The following is a 19,688-nucleotide window of genomic DNA, read 5'->3' as shown; positions in this document are numbered from 1 at the left end:
ACTCGTCGCGCAAATCAGTCGCCGCCGTTCGCGGCGACCTGCCACAGTTCTCGCCATGAGCACGAACACCCGGGCGACCGCGAAGAACGCGGCGACCCGCCTGACCACGACCCTCTGGAGCTGGGCCTCGATCCTCGACGACGGCGCCCGCGAGCAGGCCGAGCGCACCTCGACCATGCCGTTCGTCTACCCGCACCTGGCCCTCATGCCCGACGCCCACCTGGGCCTGGGTGCGACCGTCGGCTCGGTCATCCCCACGCTGCGCTCGATCATCCCCGCCGCGGTCGGCGTCGACATCGGCTGCGGCATGGTCGCGGTCCGGACCCAGTACACGGCCGGCGACGTCGCCGGGCCAGCGCTGCGCGACCTGCGGCTCGCGATCGAGAAGGCCGTGCCCACGAGCGCCGGCTCCTACAACCAGCGCCTGACCGAGACGGCCGAGGCGCGCGTGGCCGAGCTCGAGACGCTCGCGGACAAGGCAGGCTTCGACCCTGCACGGTACGCGGGGAGCTGGCGCCTGCAGCTCGGGTCGCTGGGGTCCGGGAACCACTTCATCGAGGTCAGCCTCGACGAGGAGGACCGGGTCTGGTTCTTCCTGCACTCGGGGTCGCGCGGGGTCGGCAACAAGATCGCGCAGCACCACATCGCGGTCGCGCGCGAGCTCATGACCCGGTACTGGATCGACCTGCCGGACAAGGACCTCGCGTACCTCGTCGAGGGCACCGACGAGTTCTGGGCGTACGTCCGCGAGCTGCGGTGGGCCCAGCACTTCGCGCTGCTCAACCGTGAGGAGATGATGGACCGCGTCGTGGCCGCGTTCGACGCCTGGTCGGGGCTCGCCCCGGTCGAGGAGGCCGAGCGCATCAACTGCCACCACAACTTCACCGAGCGCGAGCACCACTTCAACAAGGACGTGTGGGTCTCCCGCAAGGGGGCCATCCGTGCCCGCGAGGGGGACCCGGGGCTCATCCCGGGGTCCATGGGCACCGCGTCGTACGTCGTCGTGGGCAAGGGGAACCCGCTCGCGCTCGACTCCGCGCCGCACGGCGCGGGACGGGAGTACTCGCGGAGCAAGGCGCGCAAGACCTTCACGCACGAGCAGCTGCGCGAGGCCATGGCGGGCATCGAGTACCGCGACACCGACGCGTTCATCGACGAGATCCCGGCGGCGTACAAGTCGATCGACCGGGTCATGCAGGACGCGGCGGACCTCGTCGAGGTGCGTCACACGCTGCGGCAGATCGTCAACGTCAAGGGCGACTGACCGGCTCACGGGTCGTCTCGCACCGGGGCGTCCTCGCCAGGGGCCGGGCTGGGGCCGTCCCCAGCCCGGCCCGACGGCGGAGCGCACCTTCCCCGCGACGGTGCGCTCCGCCGTCGGGCCGGCAGGGGACGGCGGGACGCGGTGCCGCACGCGCTGCCACGCCCCGAGCCCTTGGCGCTCGGGCGCTCGGCGCGCGTGATCGGCCGGCACGCGACACGCTGACGGCATGAGGATCGGGATTCCAGCCGAGGTCAAGAACAACGAGTTCCGCGTCGCGCTCACCCCGGCGGGCGCCCATCACCTGGTCGCCGCGGGGCACGAGGTCCTGGTCCAGGCCGGGGCGGGGCGAGGGTCGGCCATCTCCGACGAGGAGTTCGCGGGCGCCGGAGCGCGCCTGGTGAGCACGGCCGAGGAGGTCTGGGGGCGCGCCGAGCTCGTGTGCAAGGTCAAGGAGCCCGTGCCCAGCGAGTACCCGCTCCTGCGCGACGACCTGCTGCTCTTCGCGTACCTGCACCTGGCCGCCGACCCCCTCGGCACGGCTGCGCTGCTCGACGCGGGGACGACCGCGGTCGCCTACGAGACCGCCCAGGCGCCCGACGGCACGCTCCCGCTGCTCGCGCCCATGAGCGAGGTGGCCGGGCGCATGGCGACGCAGGTCGGGGCCTATCACCTGATGCGTCCCGCGGGCGGCTCGGGCGTGCTGCTCGGCGGCGTGCCCGGGAGCAGGCCGGGGCGGGTCGTGATCCTCGGCGGCGGGACCGCCGGTCGGCACGCGGCCGAGATCGCGGTCGGGATGCGCGCCGAGGTCACGATCCTCGACCTGTCGCTGCCCGTCCTGCGTGCGCTCGACCAGGAGTTCACGGGCCACGTGCGGACCGTGGCGTCGAGCGCGTACGCGATCGAGCAGGAGGTGCTCGGGGCCGACCTCGTGATCGGCGCGGTCCTCGTCGCGGGGGCCCGGGCGCCGCGGCTCGTGACGAACGACCTCGTGGCGCGCATGCGGTCGGGGTCGGTCCTCGTCGACATCGCGGTCGACCAGGGCGGCTGCTTCGAGGACACCCGGCCCACGACCCACGACGACCCCACGTTCCAGGTGCACGGCTCGACGTTCTACTGCGTCGCGAACATGCCGGGTGCGGTGCCCGTGACCAGCACGCACGCCCTGACGAGCGCGACGCTGCCCTACCTCGCGCTCCTCGCCGACGGCGGGACGCGAGCGCTGCGCACGGTCCCGTTGCTGCGCAACGGGCTGTCGACCGTGACCGGGACCCTGGTCAACGAGCAGGTGGGCGCGGCGCTCGGCCTGCCCTGGACGCGCGCCGAGGACGTCCTGGGGGAGTGACCTGGGCGTCAGGGGCGCAGCGGAGCGGCGCGAGGACCAGCCGTGCCGCGTGACCCGCCGGGGCCTCGGTCGCCCGGGCGGACAAGGCCCTGTCGGCCCCGCACGCCGAGTGGCATGCTGTCCGGATGGAGCCTTTCGTCCTGTCCAACGAGCACGTCCACCTGGCGATGCCCACCGCCGCGGACGTGGACCGCATCACCGAGCTCTGCCAGGGCGCGGAGATCGCCGCCTGGACCACCGTGCCCAGCCCGTACACGCGGGCGGACGCGGCGGCGTTCATCGAGGAGGTCGTGCCCGAGTCGTGGCGCACCGGCCGTGGGAACACGTGGGCGATCCGCCGACCAGATGCCCCCGAGGGGCCGGTCCTCGGCATGGTGGGGCTCGCGATGGACACCTCGCCCACCCCCGAGAGGTCGGCCGAGATCGGGTACTGGCTCGCACCTGAGGCGCGCGGCGAGGGACTCATGACGGAGGCCGGGCGGATCGTGACCGACTGGGCGTTCGACGACGAGGGGCTCGGGCTCGCACGCATGGTCTGGACCGCGTTCACGGGCAACTGGGCCTCGCGTCGCGTCGCGTGGCGGCTCGGGTTCCGCGTCGAGGGGACGGTGCGGGGCTTCGGCGTCCAGCGGGGCGTGCGCCGCGACGCGTGGATCGGCACCCTCCTCGCCGGCGACCCGCGCGAGCCGGTCGAGCCGTGGCCGTCCGCCGAGGCAGGGGACCGCGTGGGGGCGGACGCGGGTGCGGGGGAGCCGGCGCCACGGGCGTGACGAGCGGGTCCGGGCGGACGGTCGGCGCACGGTCGAGGGCGACCACGCCGGGAATGGTGTCGTGACCACGGCGCGCGTCGGGCGAAGATAGGACGCATGACGAGCACCCTCGACCCGGCCAACCCCTTCGCCGCGGCGTCCACCCTCCCGTACCAGCTCCCCGACTTCACGACGATCCGCGAGGAGCACTACCTCCCCGCCCTGCGCGCCGGCATGGACGCCGAGCGCGCGGAGATCGAGGAGATCGTCACCAACCCCGAGGCGCCCACGGTCGCCAACACGCTCGAGGCCCTCGAGTCCGCGGGCCGGCTCCTGACCCGTGCGGTCACGGTCTTCTACAACGTCGCGAGCTCCGACTCGACGCCGGGACTCGAGGACATCGAGGAGACCATCGCTCCCGAGCTCTCGGCGCACCACGACGCGATCTACATGGACGCCCGCCTGTACGCGCGCGTCCGTGCGCTCCAGGACGCCGTCGACGCGGGCGACCTCACGCTCGAGGCCGACACGGCCTGGCTCCTGCACACGCTGCTCGTCGACTTCCGCCGCTCGGGCATCGAGCTCGACGCCGCGGACCAGGACCGCCTGCGCGACCTCAACGGGAAGCTGACCTCGCTCGAGGCCGCGTTCGGCCGCAAGCTCCTCGCGGGCGCCAACGCCGCGAGCGTCCTGGTCGACGACGCCGCCGAGCTCGAGGGCCTGCCCGAGGACGCGATCGCCGCGGCGGCCGCAGCGGCCGCGACGCGCGGGCACGAGGGCAAGTACCTCCTCGAGATGCAGCTGCCCACGCAGCAGGGCGTCATCGCGTCGCTCGCGCGCCGCGAGACCCGGGAGCGCGTCCAGCAGGCGTCCATGACGCGCGGCGCGACGGGCGACGACAACGACACGCGCCAGATCGTGATCGACCTCGCGCGCCTGCGCGCCGAGCACGCCCGCCTCCTCGGGTACGACCACCACGCGGCGTACATCGCCGAGGACGCCACGGCCAAGACGACCGGCGCCGTCAACGCGATGCTCTCGCGCCTGGCCCCGGCCGCGGTCGCCAACGCGCGCCGCGAGGCCGGCGACCTCGAGGTCGCGCTCGCCCGCGAGGCAGGCGACGACGCCGAGCTGCGCGCGTCCGACTGGGCCTATCTCGCCGAGCAGGTCCGCAAGGAGCGCTACTCGCTCGACGACGCCGCGCTGCGTCCCTACCTCGAGCTCGACCGCGTCGTGACCGACGGCGTGTTCAAGGCCGCGAACCTGCTCTACGGCATCTCGTTCGCCGAGCGCTCCGACCTGGTGGGCTACCACCCCGACGTCCGCGTGTTCGAGGTCTTCGACGGCCCGGTCGGCGAGCAGGACCAGGGGCTCGGGCTGTTCCTGGCGGACTTCTACACGCGCGAGTCCAAGCGTGGCGGCGCGTGGATGAACAACCTGGTCGACCAGAACCACCTGCTCGACCAGCCGCCCGTCGTCGTGAACAACCTCAACATCGTCAAGCCCCCGGCGGGCGAGCCCACGCTGCTCGTGTGGGACGAGGTCATCACGCTCTTCCACGAGTTCGGCCACGCGCTGCACGGGCTGTTCTCGGACGTGCGCTACCCGTCGCAGTCGGGCACCGAGGTGCCGCGCGATTTCGTCGAGTACCCCTCGCAGGTCAACGAGATGTGGGCCTGGGAGCCCACGATCCTCACGTCCTACGCGGTCCACCACGTCACGGGCGAGCCCATGCCTGCCGCGTGGGTGGAGACCATGCTGGCCTCGCGCCTGTTCAACGAGGGCTTCGGGACGACCGAGTACCTCGCGGCCGCGCTGCTGGACCAGGCCTGGCACCAGCTCGCCCCCGAGCAGGTCCCCACGAGCGTCGACGAGGTCCTGCCCTTCGAGGCCGCGGCGCTCGACGCGGCCGGCGTCGGGTTCGCGCCCGTGCCGCCCCGCTACCGCACGACGTACTTCAACCACGTGTTCGGCGGCGGCTACTCGGCCGGCTACTACTCCTACATCTGGTCCGAGGTGCTCGACGCCGACACCGTGACCTGGTTCGAGGAGAACGGCGGCCTGAACCGGGCGAACGGCGACGCGTTCCGCAAGAAGCTGCTCGCGCGCGGCGGCTCGGTCGACCCCATGGTCGCGTTCGCGGACCTGCGCGGCCGCGACCCGGAGATCGCCCCGCTCCTGACGCGTCGCGGGCTCGACGCGTAGTCGTCCTCGCTGCGCCGAGGTGGACCCACGCACGGGTCCACCTCGGCGCCCGGGCGCCCGGAGCGAGCCAGGGTCGGTTCAGGGCAGGGGTGGGGGAGACCCCCGATGTGCCCGACGGCGTGCCCTCCCTAGCCTGGAGGCGAGCCGCCCCGGCGGCCCGCCGAGAGCGGGGCCGTCCGCACCGACCTGACCTGGGAGCCCTGCGACCGACATGACCGTCCTGCCTGACGACGACGCCGCCACCCCCGCGACCCCCGCGGAGGGCGCCGGGCCCACCCGGCCCGTGCCTCGCCGTCGGCGCCGCTGGGTCGTCGTCGTGGTGGCGCTCGTCGCCCTCGTCGTCGGCGGGATCGCCGCGGGCGTCGCGCTCGCGTTCTCCCGGGGTGCGACCTCGACCGCTGGCGAGGTCGAGTTCACGCGCCCGCTCGCGATCCCGCCGCTCGCCGGGTCGAGCCTCGAGGACGGGGTCCGCGTGTTCTCGCTCGACCTGCAGGAGGGCGAGACCGACCTGGGGCAGGGCGGGCTCACCCCGACGCTCGGCGTCGACGGGACGTTCCTGGGGCCGACGCTGCGCGCGACCCGCGGCGAGCAGGTCCGCATCGACGTGACGAACTCGATGTCCGAGACGAGCACGCTGCACTGGCACGGCATGAAGCTGCCCGCGGTCATGGACGGCGGGCCGCACCAGCAGGTCGACCCCGGGCAGACGTGGTCCCCGACGTGGACGATCGCCCAGCCCGCGGCGACGCTCTGGTACCACCCGCACCTGCACGGACGCACGGCCGACCACGTCTACCGTGGCCTGGCCGGCCTGTTCCTGCTCGACGAGCCCGCGGGCACGCCCGAGGCCGCGGTCCAGGACGCCCTGCCGCACGAGTACGGGGTCGACGACGTGCCCCTCGTGGTCCAGGACAAGAAGTTCCACCCCGACGGCAGGCTCGACGACGCCGACCCCTTCCTGTCGAGCACGGGCGTGCGCGGCTCGGTGGTCCTGGTCAACGGGACGGCGAACCCCTACCTCGACGTCACGACCGAGCAGGTCCGGCTGCGCCTGCTCAACGGGTCCAACGCGCGCGTCTACGACTTCGGGTTCGACGACGGCCGCGCGTTCCAGGTGGTCGGCTCGGACGGCGGCCTGCTCGACGCGCCCGTCACGACCGACCGCCTCCAGCTCTCGCCGGGCGACCGGGCCGAGATCGTCGTCGGTCTGGCCCCCGGTGAACGGCCCGTGCTGCGCAGCTTCCCGCAGGAGCTCGGCGCGAACGCCTTCACCGCGCGCTTCGCGGGCGGCGACGACACCCTCGACGTGCTCGAGCTGCGCGCGGCCGACCGGCTCACGCCCTCGGAGCCCGTGCCCGCGCGCCTTGCGAGCCTTCCTGCCGCCGATGCGGCGAGCGCGAGCGTCACGCGCCGCTTCGAGCTCTCGGGCACCTCGATCAACGGCCAGGACATGGACCTGCGCCGGATCGACGAGGTCGTCGACGCCGGCGCGACCGAGGTCTGGGAGGTCACGAGCCTCGACGACTCGCCGCACAACTTCCACGTCCACGACGCCCAGTTCCAGGTGCTCGACGTCTCGGGCGAGGCGCCGCCCCTCGAGCTCGACGGGTGGCAGGACACCGTCTACGTCCGCCCCGGCAGGATCACCCGGCTCCTGGTCACGTTCGGCACCACGCCCGACGCCGAGCACCCCTACATGTTCCACTGCCACCTGCTCCGCCACGAGGACCAGGGGATGATGGGGCAGTTCGTGGTCGTCGATCCGGCGGCAGCCCCCGGTACGGCGGGGCGTCCCGCCCCGGGCGACGTGCTGCCCGAGGTGAGCGACGACGTCGGGCACGAGGGCGGTCACGCGTCCGCGTCCGACGATCCGCCGCGCGGCGGGACCGGTCCGCGGCGCTCGCCGCTCACCGGCGAGGGACACCACGGCTGAGGTCTGACCACATCCCGGGCGCTCGTGCGTTCGCGGGACGAGACACCTCGCGAACGCTTCGAGGGCGGCGAACCCACCGGGTACGGTGTGGCCATGACGAGCCACGCCCACTCCGCGAACCCCCCGGCCCACCCGACCGCCGAGGAGGAGGTCGCGCGCATCTGCCAGGACCTGCTGCGCATCGACACGTCGAACTTCGGGGACGGGTCCGGCCCGGGCGAGCGGGCCGCGGCCGAGTACGTCATGGCCTCGCTCCACGAGGTCGGGCTGAGCCCCGAGCTGTTCGAGTCCGCGCCGGGGCGCGCGAGCGTCGTCGTGCGCCTGCCGGGTCAGGACCCCACGCGGCCCGCGCTCGTCCTGCACGGGCACCTCGACGTCGTGCCCGCCCAGGCCTCCGACTGGTCGGTCGACCCGTTCGCGGGCGAGGAGAAGGACGGGCTGCTGTGGGGGCGCGGCGCGGTCGACATGAAGGACATGGACGCGATGATCCTCGCGGTCGTGCGCCAGATGGTCCGTGAGGGACGCAAGCCCGCGCGCGACGTCGTCGTGGCGTTCTTCGCCGACGAGGAGGCCGGCGGCACGTACGGCGCGAGCTGGGCCGTGGACCACCGCCCCGAGATCTTCGAGGGCGCGACCGAGGCCATCAGCGAGGTCGGCGGCTTCTCGGTCGACATCGACGGCAAGCGTGCCTACCTGCTCCAGACCGCCGAGAAGGGCATCGCCTGGCTCCGGCTCGTCGCCGAGGGACGCGCCGGGCACGGCTCGCAGGTCAACGCCGACAACGCCGTGACGCATCTCGCGGCCGCGGTCGCGCGGATCGGCGCCTACCAGTGGCCGTACACCATCACGCCCACGGTCGACGCGCTGCTGCGCGGCGTGGCCGAGCTGACCGACCTGCCCTACGACCCCCGCGACGAGGCGAGCATCGACGCGCTCGTCGCGGCCCTCGGCCCGGCCTCGCGGTTCGTCGGCGCGACCGTCCGCCACACGTCCAACCCCACTCAGCTCGGTGCCGGCTACAAGGCCAACGTCATCCCCGGGCGTGCCGAGGCCGCGATCGACGCGCGCCTGCTGCCGGGCCACGAGGACGAGGGCTTCGCGGTCATCGAGGGGCTCGTGGGCGAGCACGTGCGGATCGAGCCCATCCACCGCGACATCTCGCTCGAGGTGCCCTTCGAGGGCGACCTGGTCGACGCCATGATCGCGTCGCTGCACGCCGAGGACCCGGGTGCCACGGTCCTGCCGTACACGCTCTCGGGCGGGACGGACAACAAGTCGCTCGCGCGGCTCGGCATCACGGGCTACGGGTTCGCCCCGCTCCAGCTCCCCGCGGACCTGGACTTCTCGGGCATGTTCCACGGGGTCGACGAGCGCGTGCCCGTCGCGTCCCTGAAGTTCGGCGTGCGCGTCCTGGACCGCCTGCTGCGGACCTGCTGACGCGACGATCCCTGCTCGTCGGCGAGCCCGGCGGGCAGGGGCGGCCGGTCGGGAGTCTCAGAGGGTCGAGCGCACCCGGATGATCTTGCGGCGCAGCCACACGCGCCGCTCACCGCCCACGTACAGGCGCGTGCGCTCGAGCTCCCAGTGCCCGTGCTCGGCCTCGTCGGTCAGGAGGCGGACCGCGTCGTGGCGGCTCACCGACCGGTCGATCGTGAGCACCCGGTACTCGTACTGGCCGCCGTTCTCGGCCCAGCCGGTCCGCTGCCGAGGGGTCGTGCTCGTCATCCGTCACCGTCCACGCGTTCGTTCCGAGCCGGGGGAGCGGTGAGCCGTACCTCACCCTCCCGCCGAGGGATTCCGAGTGCCATTGTGCCTCGCTCAGGTCTACCGTCAGGGTATGACCGCTGACCCGCGCGCCGCTCTCGATCGATTCATCGCGGCCCTCGAGGCCCACTACACCGCGGTCGCCGCTCGCCGTGGCGAGGACGACCCGGCGGTCGACGACGCCTACTACGTGCTCGCCGACGCCTACGAGGTGTACGACGAGGCGCTCGCCCAGGTGCACGGCGAGGCCACCCCGTTCTACCTCGCCGAGGACGACGACGAGGACGATGGTGAAGACGACGGAGACGACGGAGACGACGGAGACGACGAGGACGACGAGGGTGACGAGGACGGCGAGCAGGACTTCGACGACCAGGACGAGGAGCTCGACCAGGTCGACCTGACCGACGGGGTCAGCCGCTGACCCTCACCAGCGCTCGGGGTACCCGAGCGGCAGGGCGCTGACGTCGTCGAGCGCGTAGTGCACCGCGTCGGGCAGCTCGAGGTCGCAGGCCGCGAGCGACGCGCGCAGCTGCGCGGGGGTGCGCGCACCGACGATCGCGCTCGACACGGCCGGCCGCTCGAGGAGCCAGGCCAGGGCGACGTCCAGGGGCGCGCGGCCCAGGCCGTTCGCGGCCGTGGCCACGGCCTCCACGATCCCCGACGACTCGCCGTCCAGGTAGGGCTGCACGAACCCGGCGAGGTGCGAGGACGCACCGCGCGAGTCCGCGGGCAGCGAGCTGCGGTACTTGCCCGTGAGGACCCCGCGCCCCAGGGGTGACCACGCGAGCACCCCGAACCCCATCTCGGTCGCAGCAGGCACGACGTCGCGCTCGATCCCGCGCTGGAGCAGCGAGTACTCGAGCTCGACCGCGGCGAGCCCGACGTCGCCGTGCGCGTCGAGCGACGCGGCGGCCCGTGCGGCGGCCCACCCCGGGTGGTTGGACAGGCCCACGTAGCGCGCACGTCCGGTGGTGACCGCGAGCCGCAGCGCGGAGAGCGTCTCGGCGAACGGCGTGCGCGGGTCGGGCGTGTGGACCAGGAAGAGGTCGACGTGGTCGGTGCCCAGGCGTTCGAGCGAGGCGTCGAGCGAGTCGAGCAGCGCGCCGCGCGAGGCGTCGACCGCGTTGCCGTCGGCCGTTGTCCGGATGCCTGCCTTGGTGCACAGCAGCACGTCGCGCCGGTCGACCTTGCCCGAGAGGATCGAACCGATCATCGACTCGCTGTCGCCGCCCCCGTAGGAGGCGGCGGTGTCGACGAGGTTCCCCCCGGCGTCGACGAAGTCGCGGAGCTGCTCCGCGGCGTCGATCTCGTCGGTGTCGCGGCCCCACGTCATGGTCCCGAGGCCCAGGGGTGAGACGCGCAGGCCGGTACGACCGAGCTGACGAAGTTCCATGCGCGGCAGATTACCGGCCAGGGGCGCGCCCCGCCCGGACGTGGCGCGCGTCGCCAGGGTGAGGTCCGTCGCTCTGCGCGGACGTGTCCGGGCGGTGTCCTGGAGACGGCCGGCACGTGACGGCTCGGCGACGGTCGTCCCCGCGAGGCCTGTCGGTCCAGGGGAGCGGCGGTACGGCGGGTATCGTGACCGCTCGTGAATGCGTGGGAAGCGATCCTCCTCGGCCTCGTCCAGGGCCTGACCGAGTTCTTGCCGGTGTCCTCGAGCGCGCACCTGCGCATCGTCGGTGAGCTCATCGGCTCGGCCGACCCGGGGGCGGCCTTCACGGCGATCACCCAGATCGGTACCGAGACCGCTGTGATCATCTACTTCCGGCGCGACATCGCCACGATCTGCTCGGCCTGGTGGCGGTCGCTGCGCGGCGCCCACGGCAGCGACTGGCGCTCGCGCATGGGCAAGCACGACCACCACGCGGCCATGGCGTGGTTCATCGCGCTCGGCTCGATCCCCATCGTGGTCCTGGGCCTGGCGTTCCAGGACGCGATCGAGGCGTCGCTGCGCAACCTGTACATCACGGCCCTCACCCTGACGGTCTTCGCCCTGCTCCTCGGGTTCGCGGACCGGGTCGGCGCCAAGACGCGCACGCTCGACGAGCTGACCCCGCGCCAGGCCGTCGGGTTCGGGCTGGCGCAGGCGCTCGCCCTGGTCCCCGGCGTGTCCCGGTCGGGCGGCACCATCACGGCGGGCCTGCTCATGGGCTTCACGCGAGAGGCCGCGGCCCGCTACTCGTTCCTGCTCGCGATCCCCGCGGTCCTGGGCTCGGGGTTCTACCAGCTCGCCAAGTCGGTCACGGGCGAGCCCGTCCCGGGCTCTCCCGGGTTCGGCGCGACGCTCATCGCGACCCTGGTCGCGTTCGTCGTGGGCTACCTCGTGATCATCGCGTTCCTCAAGATCGTCTCGACGTTCAGCTACAAGCCGTTCGTGATCTACCGGCTCGTGCTCGCGGCGGTCGTCGTGGTCCTGCTCACGGTCGGTGTGCTCCAGCCGCTCGCCTGACCCGCTACATCCAGCCGACCTTCTTGAACGCGCCGTAGAGCCCGAAGCAGCCGAGCACCATGATCGCGATGGCCAGGGGATAGCCCAGGGTCCAGTGCAGCTCGGGCATGTGGTCGAAGTTCATGCCGTAGATCCCGCCCACGATCGTGGGGAACACGAGGATCGCGGCCCAGGCGCTGATCGTGCGCATGTCCTCGTTCTGGCGCACCGACACCTGGGACAGGTGCACCGAGAGCATGTCGGACAGCAGGTCGTCGTGCGCGTCGAGGTGGCGGTCGATCCGCTCGACGGTCGACACGAGGCGCTCCATGAGCCGCTTGTCGAACGTGATGCGGGAGCGGGCGCTGCCCGAGACCAGCTCGGGGAGCTCGGCCGTGATGGGCAGCAGCGCGCGACGGGCCTCGGTGATCTCGCGCTTGAGGTCGTAGATGGGCAGGACCGGGTCGGTGCGCCGCCTGGTCTCGAACACGATCTTCTCGACCTCGGCGACCGCGTCGCCGAGCGCGAGCTCGACGTCCGAGGACGTGGACACGAGCGCGAACAGGGCCTCCTCCGCGACGTGGCGGAACCCCGTGCTGCGTCCGTGCGACGGGCCTGTCAGGTGCTCACGCATGCGGTCGTGGACGCCCGCGGTGCCCTTCTCGACCGTGACGACCACGTCGGGGCCCACGAGGAGGCAGAAGCTGCCCGTGCTGACCTGACGGTCCTCCTCGGAGAACGACACGGTGGGCGTGACGACCAGGAGCCAGTCCATCCCGATGTGCTCGACGTGCGCCAGAGGGTGCTTGACGTGGCGCACGTGGACCGGCAGGTGCCCGCGGCCCACCTGGCTCGCGAGCCCGACGCCGAGCGCGTCCGCGGCGCTCACGAAGTCCTCGAGCGTGCGCACCTCGTACCAGCGGGCGCCGCCCGGGTCGGTGCCCGAGGTCTCGCCGCCGCTGCCCGGGCTCCCGCTGCTGCCCGGCGAGTCCTCGGCGTCCGCCCACCGGCCGGACCCGTCCCCGGGGCGGGACACGGGCGTCACGCGCCCGTCGGGCCCCTCGACCCACAGCTCCTTGTACCGGGGGGGCTCCGAGCGCGGGGAGCCCGGTTCCTCGGGCCGTCCTCCGGTGGGACGGGGGTCGTCAGGTCGTGTGGGTTGGCTCACCCCTGCATTCTGGCCCGACGGCGCGGGCGCGCCACCGGGGCGGGTGCGCCCTCGTCGTCGGGCACCTCGACCCGCGGGCACCGCGAAACCCGGGTGACCGTTCGCGGTTAAGGTTGTCGCGTGCACAGCTGGCCCATGCCCCAGATCCCGTCCCTGCCCGGCCGAGGCCTCCCGATCCAGGTGCACGACAGCACCACCGGGGAGCTCGTCGTCGCCGCGGAGGGGGACACCGCGACCATGTACGTCTGCGGGATCACCCCGTACGACGCGACCCACATCGGGCACGCCGCGACCTACGTCGGCTTCGACCTCCTCAACCGCGCCTGGCGCGACGCAGGTCATGCCGTGACGTACGCGTCCAACGTGACCGACGTCGACGACCCGCTGCTCGAGCGCGCGACCGCGACGGGCGTGGACTGGTGGGACCTCGCGGTCGAGCAGACGGCCCTGCTGGCCGAGGACATGACGGCCCTCGGCGTCGTGCCCCCCGAGGTGTACCGCGGCGCGGTCGAGGCCATCCCGGACGTGGTCCAGGCCGTCGAGGCGCTCATCGAGGACGGCTTCGCCTACCGCGTCCCGGTCGAGCCCGGCGCGGGCGGTGACGCCCCCGAGCTGGGCGACGTGTACGCGGACCTGAGCGCCGACGCGCGCTTCGGCGCCGTCTCGCGGCTCAGCCGCGACGACATGGTGCGGCTCTTCGGCGAGCGCGGGGGAGACCCCGAGCGCGACGGCAAGAAGGACCCCCTCGACCCGCTGCTGTGGCGGCGCGAGCGCGCGGGCGAGCCCTCGTGGGACGGCGCGAGCCTCGGCACCGGACGCCCCGGCTGGCACATCGAGTGCGCGGTCATCGCCCGCGACGGACTGGGCCTGCCCTTCGACATCCAGGGCGGCGGCGCCGACCTGCTCTTCCCGCACCACGAGATGTCGACCTCGCACGACCGCCTGCTCGACCACGGGTTCGGTGCGCGCAACCACGTGCACGCCGGTCTGGTCGCCTACCAGGGCGAGAAGATGAGCAAGTCCCGCGGGAACCTCGTGTTCGTCTCGGCCCTGCGCGCCACGGGCGTCGACCCCATGGCCATCCGCCTCGCGCTCCTCGCGCACCACTACCGCTCCGAGTGGGAGTGGACCGACGCCGACCTCCCGGCCGCCGTCGAACGCCTCGAGCGGTGGCGCTCGGCCGTGTCCGGCAACGGTGGACCCGACGCCGACGCGACCCTCGCCGCGGTGCGCGAGGCCCTCGCGAACGACCTCGACGCGCCCACGGCGCTCGCGGCCGTCGACGCGTGGGCCGACGTCTCGCTCGCGGAGGGCCGGGACACCTCGGAAGACACCGAGGGCGCCCCCGGCGTGATCTCGCGGATGGTCAACGCCCTGCTCGGGGTGCGTCTCTAGAGCCTGCCGGACGGCCGGTGCAGCCGGCCGTGAACGCCGCGGCCCGCGGCGCCTCCCCTGAGGGAGGTGCCGCGGGCCGCAGTCGTCCTGGGCCTCGCTGCCCGGGGCCTTCGCTAGGGCAGCGGCCCGCCCGACCCGTTGTCGCGGCGGCGCAGGTAGCGCTCGAACTCGCGCGCGATCGCCTCGCCGCTCGCCTCGGGCAGCTCGGCCGTGTCCTTGGCCTCCTCGAGCTGCTGCACGTACTCGGCGATCTCGGCGTCCTCGGCCGCGAGCTCGTCGACGCCGTGCTGCCAGGCCACGGCCTCCTCGGGCAGGTCGCCCAGCGGGACGGGGTCCGACAGGAGCTCCTCGACCCGCGCCAGGATCGCGAGCGTGGCCTTGGGGGACGGCGAGTTCGCGACGTAGTGCGGCACGGCCGCCCACAACGACACCGACTGCATGCCGCGCTCGGCGGCCGCGTGCTGGAGCACACCGACGATCCCCGTGGGGCCCTCGTACGAGCTCTGCTCGACGTCGAGGACAGCCCGCAGGCCCACGCTCTCCGACGTGGCCGTCATGGGGATGGGGCGCGTGTGCGGCACGTCGGCGAGCAGCGCGCCGATCGTCACGACGGTCGTGACCCCCTCGCGCTCGGCGATGTCGAGCAGCTCGCGGCAGAACGTGCGCCAGCGCATCGACGGCTCGATCCCGTGCACCAGGACCACGCGTCGCCCGCTGGCGGGCACGGTCACCGCGGTCACGGTCGTGGTGGGCCACGTGATCTCCCGTCGGCCGTCGTCCGAGGTGGTCACGACCGGGCGGTTGACCTGGAAGTCGTGGTACTCCTCGGGGTCGATCGCCGCGATCTCCTCCGCGCCCCAGACGTCGTGCAGGTGCAGGAGCGCGGCGGTCGCTGCGCCCCCTGCGTCGTTCCACCCCTCGAACGCCGCCAGCATCACGGCCTGTCGAGGCTCGTCGGCGGACGACGGAGGCAGGGCCGGGGTGGTCGGCTCGGGCAGGTCGGCCGGGTCGATCGGTTCCGGGGTCTCGTTCATCGTCCCAGCCTAGGCCGCGTGAGCGACCGGACCGGGCAGCACGTGCTCGCGGGCCTCGCCAGCACGCGGGCTAAGGTGGCGGGGACGGCCACGAACCGTCCCCCCGAGCATGGAGAATGCGTTGAACCCCCTGGAAGCACCCGATCTCACCCGTACCGACAGCGCCCCTCGCGAGGCGCTCGCACTGCCACAAGCCGTCCTGTGGGACATGGACGGCACGCTCGTCGACACCGAGCCGTACTGGATCGCCGCCGAGCACGAGCTCGTCGAGGCGCACGGCGGCACCTGGTCGCACGAGCAGGCCCTGCAGATGGTCGGCAACCCCCTGACCGAGTCGGCCACGATCCTCCAGGCCGCGGGCGTCGACCTGCCCTCCGAGCAGATCATCGACTTCCTCATCTCGCGGGTGATCGAGCAGGTCGAGGTCGAGGTCCCGTGGCAGCCCGGTGCGCGCGAGCTGCTCGCCGAGCTCCGGGAGCGCGGCGTGCCGTGCGCCCTGGTGACCATGTCCTACCGCTCGCTCGCCGAGCCCGTCGTGGGCATGACCCCGCCCGGGTCGTTCGAGACCCTGGTGTGCGGCGACGAGGTCACGCACGGCAAGCCGCACCCCGAGCCGTACCTCGTGGCGGCCGAGCGGCTGGGCGTCGACGTGACCCGCTGCGTGGCGATCGAGGACTCTCCCACGGGCATCGGGTCGGCGCAGGCCGCCGGCGCGGCGACGCTCGGTGTCGAGGCCGTGGTCCCCGTGCCGGTCCTGCCCGGGCTGAGCCGCACGCCGTCGCTCGCGCTCGTCGACGTCGACATGCTCTCGCGCATCCTCGCGGGCGACGTGATCGACCTCATCGAGGACTGACGGGCTAGGAAGCGGCCGCCTCCGGGGCGATCCCGAGCGTCAGCTCGATCGCGCCCTCGGGAACCTCCGGAGGCGTGCCGCCGAACTGCGGGCACAGGGCCTGGTGCGCGCACCACCCGCACAGCGGGGTCTTGCGCGGGGCCCACTGCCCGCTGCGGGCAGCCTGCGTGATCGAGGACCACAGCGTCCGCACCTGCTCCTCGACCGCCAGGAGGTCCGCCTCCTGCGGCTCTGCGCGCAGCACCTGGCCGTCGCCCAGGTAGACGAGCTGGAGCATCTTGGGGATCTCACCCCGCTCGCGCCACAGCACCAGGCCGTAGAAGCGCATCTGGAACAGCGCCGAGCCTTGGTACTGGGGCCGGGGAGTCTTGCCCGTCTTGTAGTCCACGACCCGCATCGCGCCGTTCGGGGCGACGTCGAGCCGGTCCACGATGCCGCGCAGGAGCGGGCCGTCCTCGAGCTGGGTCTCGACGAACATCTCGCGCTCGGCCGGTTCGAGGCGGTTGGGGTCCTCGAGCGTGAAGTAGGTGCCCAGGAGGTTCCCGGCGCCCTCGAGCCACTCCTGGACCGCGCCCTCCGGCGCGCTGCCCGCCTCGCCGGCGCCCGCGAAGAGCTCGGCGTACCGTGGCTCGGCCTCCTGGAGGCGGTCCCATTCGCCCGGGACCATGGCCTGGGCGGCCGCGAGCGTGCGCTCGCCCACCGGGGCGTCGTACAGCCGCTCGAGCACCGAGTGGACCAGGGTGCCGCGCGCGGCCGCAGCGCTGGGCGGCTCGGGGAGCCGGTCCACGACACGGAACCGGAACAGCAGCGGGCACTGCATGAAGTCGTTCGCCCGCGACGGCGACAGCGCCGGGCGCCGACGCTCACGGGGGGAGTCGCCGACGGGCTCGACCGTCACGTCGGGGGAGTCGGTGCCGACGAGGTCGGGGGCGAGGGACGTCATGCGTCGAGCCTACGTGTCGACGCCCACACGGCCGCCACGGCCCACAGCACGGGTTCGGCACAGGTGACCGACATAGGGTGTCGACGTGGAGACCACCCCGGCACCGGCCCGTCGCGCCCCCCGAGACCCGCGCCTGACGAAGGGCTGGGTCATCGGCCGGGTGTCGGGCGCGCCCGTCATCCTCACGCCCTCGTGGTTCCTCGCCGCGGCCGTCCTGACGCTCCTGTTCGCCCCGACCGTGCGCAGCTTCGCGCCGGGCCTGGGCGTGGGGATCTACCTGGTCTCGTTCGTGTTCGTCCTGCTGCTGTTCGTCTCGGTCTTCCTGCACGAGGTCGCCCACGCCGTGGTCGCCAAGTCGCGGGGCCACGAGGTCACCGAGCTCGCGGTGACGATCTGGGGCGGGCACACCGCCTACTCGGGGACCTCGCGACGTCCCCTGGACGGGATCCTCATCTCGGTCGTGGGCCCGCTGACGAACCTGCTCCTCGCGGTCGTGTGCTGGTTCGCGTTCCAGGCGCAGCCGACCATGACCGTCCCCGCCCTGCTGCTGTACGCGGCGGCGTTCTCCAACGCGTTCGTGGGCGTCTTCAACCTGCTGCCGGGCCTGCCGCTCGACGGCGGACAGATCCTCGAGTCGGCGGTCTGGGCCGTCACGGGGTCCCGGACCCGGGGCACGATCGTCGCGGGCTGGGTCGGGCGCGTCATGGCCGTGGGCGTGGTGGTGTGGGCCCTGGGCTGGCCCCTGCTCAACGGGTACCAGGTGGACTTCTTCACGGTCGCGTGGTCCGCGCTGATCGGTGCGTTCCTGTGGTCCGGGGCAGGGGCCGCGATCACCAACGGCCGCACGCGCGAGGCGGTCGCGGGTCTCACGGTCGCCTCGCTCGCGTACCCGGCCGTCGCGGTGCCCGTGGCCACCACGGTGTCCGACGCCGTCGCGGCCGCCCAGCGGGCGGGCGCGGGACACGTCGTGCTCACCGACACGCTCGGGCACCCCGTGGCCTACGCCGACCCCGCGGCCGTCGCGGCCGTGCCCCCCGCCCAGGCGCCGCTGACCCCGGTCGGGGCGGTCGCCGTCGGGCTGCCGCCCACCGCGCAGGTGGACGTGCACCTCGCGGGCCAGGCCATGCTCGACGCCGTGGCCTCCGCGACGCGGGACGCGCCCCTGCTCGTGGTGACGGACGCCGGGCGCGTCGTCGGGCTGCTCGACGTGAGTCACGTCGTCGCGGCGCTCCAGGCCGCGCGCGGGCGCTGAGGGGACCGCGGCCCGCCCACGGGACTCCCGCCCCGGGCGGCCCGACTAGGATGGTCGCCCGTGACCCAAGAGCCCACGCACGACGCGCCCGCCCCGTCCGCCCCGAGCGACGTCCCCGCCTCGCCGGCCCCCGCGGCTACCGGTGCCGACGTGCGCCGCGGCCCCCTGCGGCTGGGCGACAAGGTCCAGCTGACCGACCCGCGCGGGCGCCTGCACACCATCACGCTCGCGACGGGCGCCACGTTCCACACGCACCGCGGCTACCTCAACCACGAGGACCTGGTCGGCCTGCCCGAGGGCTCGGTCGTGCGCAACACCGCGGGCATCGAGTACCTCGCGCTGCGCCCGCTGCTGGCCGACTACGTCCTGTCGATGCCGCGCGGCGCGGCCGTGGTCTACCCCAAGGACGCGGGCCAGATCGTCGCGATGGCCGACATCTACCCCGGCGCGCGCGTCATCGAGGCCGGCGTCGGCTCGGGCGCGCTGACCATGTCGCTCCTGCGCGCGGTCGGCGACCAGGGCTCGGTGCACTCGATCGAGCGCCGCGAGGACTTCGCCGCGATCGCGCGCGGCAACGTCGAGCTGTTCTTCGGCGGTGAGCACCCGGCCTGGGAGCTCTCGGTCGGCGACCTGTCCGACGTGCTGCCCCAGGTCGCGGAGAACGGCTCGATCGACCGGGTCGTGCTCGACATGCTCGCGCCCTGGGAGAACCTCGACGCGGTCGCCGACGCGCTCGCGCCAGGCGGCGTGCTGATCTGCTACGTCGCGACCGCGACCCAGCTCTCGCGCCTCGCCGAGGACCTGCGTGCCGACGGGCGCTACGCCGAGCCGTCGGCCTGGGAGTCCCTGGTCCGCGGCTGGCACCTCGAGGGCCTCGCGGTGCGCCCGCAGCACCGCATGGTCGGGCACACGGGCTTCCTGCTCACGGCGCGCCGCCTGGCCGACGGCACGGTCGCGCCGCTGCGCAAGCGTCGCCCCGCCAAGGGCTCGTACCCCGTCGCGGAGGAGTGGACGCCCGAGGACCTGGGTGAGCGGTCGGTCTCCGACAAGCGCGTGCGCCGCGTGCGCCGCGACGTGGGCCAGGGCCCCCAGCTCGACCCGCGCACGGGCCAGCCGCTCGTGCCGGCCCCCGAGGACGAGGCCGCGGACGTCGCGGCCCTCGTCGAGGACGACGCCCCCGCGGACACCCTGGACGTTTCGGACGCCGTCGACAACGATTGAGGAACGACGGTCTCAGCAGGGGTGTCCCTGCAGCGGCCGCCCAGGTCTTGTGCGTAAGGTCGAGCCTCGATCACCGGGCTGCCGGAGGTCGGTGACGCGCCGGTGACGGGGTCGACCGCACGACCTCCTGACGG

The 19,688-nt window shown here is 73.5% G+C and carries 17 protein-coding genes; 12 read left to right on the top strand and 5 right to left on the bottom strand.

Annotation, left to right across the window (positions count from 1 at the left end; genetic code table 11):
* Positions 1-55: 55 nt before the first annotated feature.
* From ASE15_RS18205 to ASE15_RS18180, 6 genes are all read left to right on the top strand, one after another.
* Entirely contained in the window at positions 56-1,264 is a 1,209-nt protein-coding gene (locus tag ASE15_RS18205) for an RtcB family protein (protein ID WP_056764895.1), read from the top strand.
* A gap of 226 nt (positions 1,265-1,490) precedes the next feature.
* Positions 1,491-2,606 carry an alanine dehydrogenase gene (gene ald, locus ASE15_RS18200; RefSeq protein ID WP_056764893.1) on the top strand — a complete coding sequence of 372 codons (1,116 nt, stop codon included), beginning with the start codon at positions 1,491-1,493 and terminating at the stop codon, positions 2,604-2,606.
* A 125-nt stretch (positions 2,607-2,731) separates the two neighbouring features.
* Entirely contained in the window at positions 2,732-3,376 is a 645-nt protein-coding gene (locus tag ASE15_RS18195) for a GNAT family N-acetyltransferase (protein ID WP_056646957.1), read from the top strand.
* Positions 3,377-3,472: 96 nt separating this feature from the next.
* Positions 3,473-5,560, top strand: a complete 2,088-nt coding sequence (locus tag ASE15_RS18190) for a M3 family metallopeptidase (RefSeq protein ID WP_056764891.1) — start codon at positions 3,473-3,475, stop codon at positions 5,558-5,560.
* A gap of 211 nt (positions 5,561-5,771) precedes the next feature.
* Entirely contained in the window at positions 5,772-7,493 is a 1,722-nt protein-coding gene (locus ASE15_RS18185; RefSeq protein WP_082618586.1) for a multicopper oxidase family protein, read from the top strand.
* A gap of 93 nt (positions 7,494-7,586) precedes the next feature.
* Entirely contained in the window at positions 7,587-8,930 is a 1,344-nt protein-coding gene (locus tag ASE15_RS18180) for a M20/M25/M40 family metallo-hydrolase (RefSeq protein ID WP_056647283.1), read from the top strand.
* A gap of 57 nt (positions 8,931-8,987) precedes the next feature.
* On the opposite strand, the gene ASE15_RS18175 is transcribed toward ASE15_RS18180, so the two are convergent.
* The gene (locus ASE15_RS18175) at positions 8,988-9,218 is read right to left on the bottom strand and encodes a DUF5703 family protein (protein ID WP_056646951.1); all 231 of its coding nucleotides are present in this window, start codon (positions 9,216-9,218) and stop codon (positions 8,988-8,990) included.
* Between the two features lie 112 nt (positions 9,219-9,330).
* Between ASE15_RS18175 and ASE15_RS18170 the strand changes: the two genes are divergently transcribed.
* Positions 9,331-9,681 (top strand): hypothetical protein, encoded by a 351-nt coding sequence (locus ASE15_RS18170; protein ID WP_056764889.1) that lies wholly within the window; start codon positions 9,331-9,333, stop codon positions 9,679-9,681.
* A gap of 3 nt (positions 9,682-9,684) precedes the next feature.
* Here ASE15_RS18170 and ASE15_RS18165 read toward each other — a convergent pair whose 3' ends face one another.
* Positions 9,685-10,653, bottom strand: coding sequence for an aldo/keto reductase (locus ASE15_RS18165; RefSeq protein WP_056764887.1), 969 nt, complete (start codon positions 10,651-10,653; stop codon positions 9,685-9,687).
* Between the two features lie 195 nt (positions 10,654-10,848).
* Here ASE15_RS18165 and ASE15_RS18160 point away from each other — a divergent pair, with 195 nt between their 5' ends.
* The gene (locus ASE15_RS18160) at positions 10,849-11,709 is read left to right on the top strand and encodes an undecaprenyl-diphosphate phosphatase (RefSeq protein ID WP_056646941.1); all 861 of its coding nucleotides are present in this window, start codon (positions 10,849-10,851) and stop codon (positions 11,707-11,709) included.
* Between the two features lie 4 nt (positions 11,710-11,713).
* Here ASE15_RS18160 and ASE15_RS18155 read toward each other — a convergent pair whose 3' ends face one another.
* On the bottom strand, positions 11,714-12,856 hold the full coding sequence (locus ASE15_RS18155) for a CorA family divalent cation transporter (RefSeq protein WP_235534546.1): 1,143 nt from the start codon (positions 12,854-12,856) through the stop codon (positions 11,714-11,716).
* Positions 12,857-12,976: 120 nt separating this feature from the next.
* On the opposite strand from ASE15_RS18155, the gene mshC reads away from it, so the two are divergent.
* Positions 12,977-14,251 carry a cysteine--1-D-myo-inosityl 2-amino-2-deoxy-alpha-D-glucopyranoside ligase gene (mshC, locus tag ASE15_RS18150; RefSeq protein ID WP_056764885.1) on the top strand — a complete coding sequence of 425 codons (1,275 nt, stop codon included), beginning with the start codon at positions 12,977-12,979 and terminating at the stop codon, positions 14,249-14,251.
* Positions 14,252-14,364: 113 nt separating this feature from the next.
* Here mshC and ASE15_RS18145 read toward each other — a convergent pair whose 3' ends face one another.
* Positions 14,365-15,285, bottom strand: a complete 921-nt coding sequence (locus ASE15_RS18145; RefSeq protein ID WP_082608563.1) for a PAC2 family protein — start codon at positions 15,283-15,285, stop codon at positions 14,365-14,367.
* Between the two features lie 109 nt (positions 15,286-15,394).
* Between ASE15_RS18145 and ASE15_RS18140 the strand changes: the two genes are divergently transcribed.
* Positions 15,395-16,138, top strand: a complete 744-nt coding sequence (locus ASE15_RS18140; RefSeq protein WP_082618585.1) for an HAD family phosphatase — start codon at positions 15,395-15,397, stop codon at positions 16,136-16,138.
* A gap of 4 nt (positions 16,139-16,142) precedes the next feature.
* On the opposite strand, the gene ASE15_RS18135 is transcribed toward ASE15_RS18140, so the two are convergent.
* Entirely contained in the window at positions 16,143-17,081 is a 939-nt protein-coding gene (locus tag ASE15_RS18135; protein ID WP_056764881.1) for a PD-(D/E)XK nuclease family protein, read from the bottom strand.
* Positions 17,082-17,166: 85 nt separating this feature from the next.
* On the opposite strand from ASE15_RS18135, the gene ASE15_RS18130 reads away from it, so the two are divergent.
* Together ASE15_RS18130 and ASE15_RS18125 are read left to right on the top strand one after the other, a co-directional pair.
* Positions 17,167-18,333: a site-2 protease family protein gene (locus ASE15_RS18130; RefSeq protein WP_235534544.1), complete on the top strand. Its 1,167-nt coding sequence runs from the start codon at positions 17,167-17,169 to the stop codon at positions 18,331-18,333.
* Between the two features lie 60 nt (positions 18,334-18,393).
* Positions 18,394-19,554, top strand: coding sequence for a tRNA (adenine-N1)-methyltransferase (locus ASE15_RS18125; protein ID WP_082618584.1), 1,161 nt, complete (start codon positions 18,394-18,396; stop codon positions 19,552-19,554).
* Positions 19,555-19,688: the final 134 nt, after the last annotated feature.

The sequence above is a fragment of the Oerskovia sp. Root22 genome (assembly GCF_001429135.1).
Classification (GTDB): Bacteria; Actinomycetota; Actinomycetes; order Actinomycetales; family Cellulomonadaceae; genus Oerskovia; species Oerskovia enterophila.
Note: the sequence above shows the minus strand (reverse complement) of the source record. Positions and strands in the feature narration are given on the sequence as shown.

Bases quoted from the DNA above. Each gene is read 5' to 3' on its own strand.
- ASE15_RS18205 (WP_056764895.1), top strand. From the start codon at position 56: ATGAGCACGAACACCCGGGCGACCGCGAAGAACGCGGCGACCCGCCTG.
- ald (WP_056764893.1), top strand. From the start codon at position 1,491: ATGAGGATCGGGATTCCAGCCGAGGTCAAGAACAACGAGTTCCGCGTC.
- ASE15_RS18195 (WP_056646957.1), top strand. From the start codon at position 2,732: ATGGAGCCTTTCGTCCTGTCCAACGAGCACGTCCACCTGGCGATGCCC.
- ASE15_RS18190 (WP_056764891.1), top strand. From the start codon at position 3,473: ATGACGAGCACCCTCGACCCGGCCAACCCCTTCGCCGCGGCGTCCACC.
- ASE15_RS18185 (WP_082618586.1), top strand. From the start codon at position 5,772: ATGACCGTCCTGCCTGACGACGACGCCGCCACCCCCGCGACCCCCGCG.
- ASE15_RS18180 (WP_056647283.1), top strand. From the start codon at position 7,587: ATGACGAGCCACGCCCACTCCGCGAACCCCCCGGCCCACCCGACCGCC.
- ASE15_RS18175 (WP_056646951.1), bottom strand. From the start codon at position 9,218: ATGACGAGCACGACCCCTCGGCAGCGGACCGGCTGGGCCGAGAACGGC.
- ASE15_RS18170 (WP_056764889.1), top strand. From the start codon at position 9,331: ATGACCGCTGACCCGCGCGCCGCTCTCGATCGATTCATCGCGGCCCTC.
- ASE15_RS18165 (WP_056764887.1), bottom strand. From the start codon at position 10,653: ATGGAACTTCGTCAGCTCGGTCGTACCGGCCTGCGCGTCTCACCCCTG.
- ASE15_RS18145 (WP_082608563.1), bottom strand. From the start codon at position 15,285: ATGAACGAGACCCCGGAACCGATCGACCCGGCCGACCTGCCCGAGCCG.
- ASE15_RS18140 (WP_082618585.1), top strand. From the start codon at position 15,395: ATGGAGAATGCGTTGAACCCCCTGGAAGCACCCGATCTCACCCGTACC.
- ASE15_RS18135 (WP_056764881.1), bottom strand. From the start codon at position 17,081: ATGACGTCCCTCGCCCCCGACCTCGTCGGCACCGACTCCCCCGACGTG.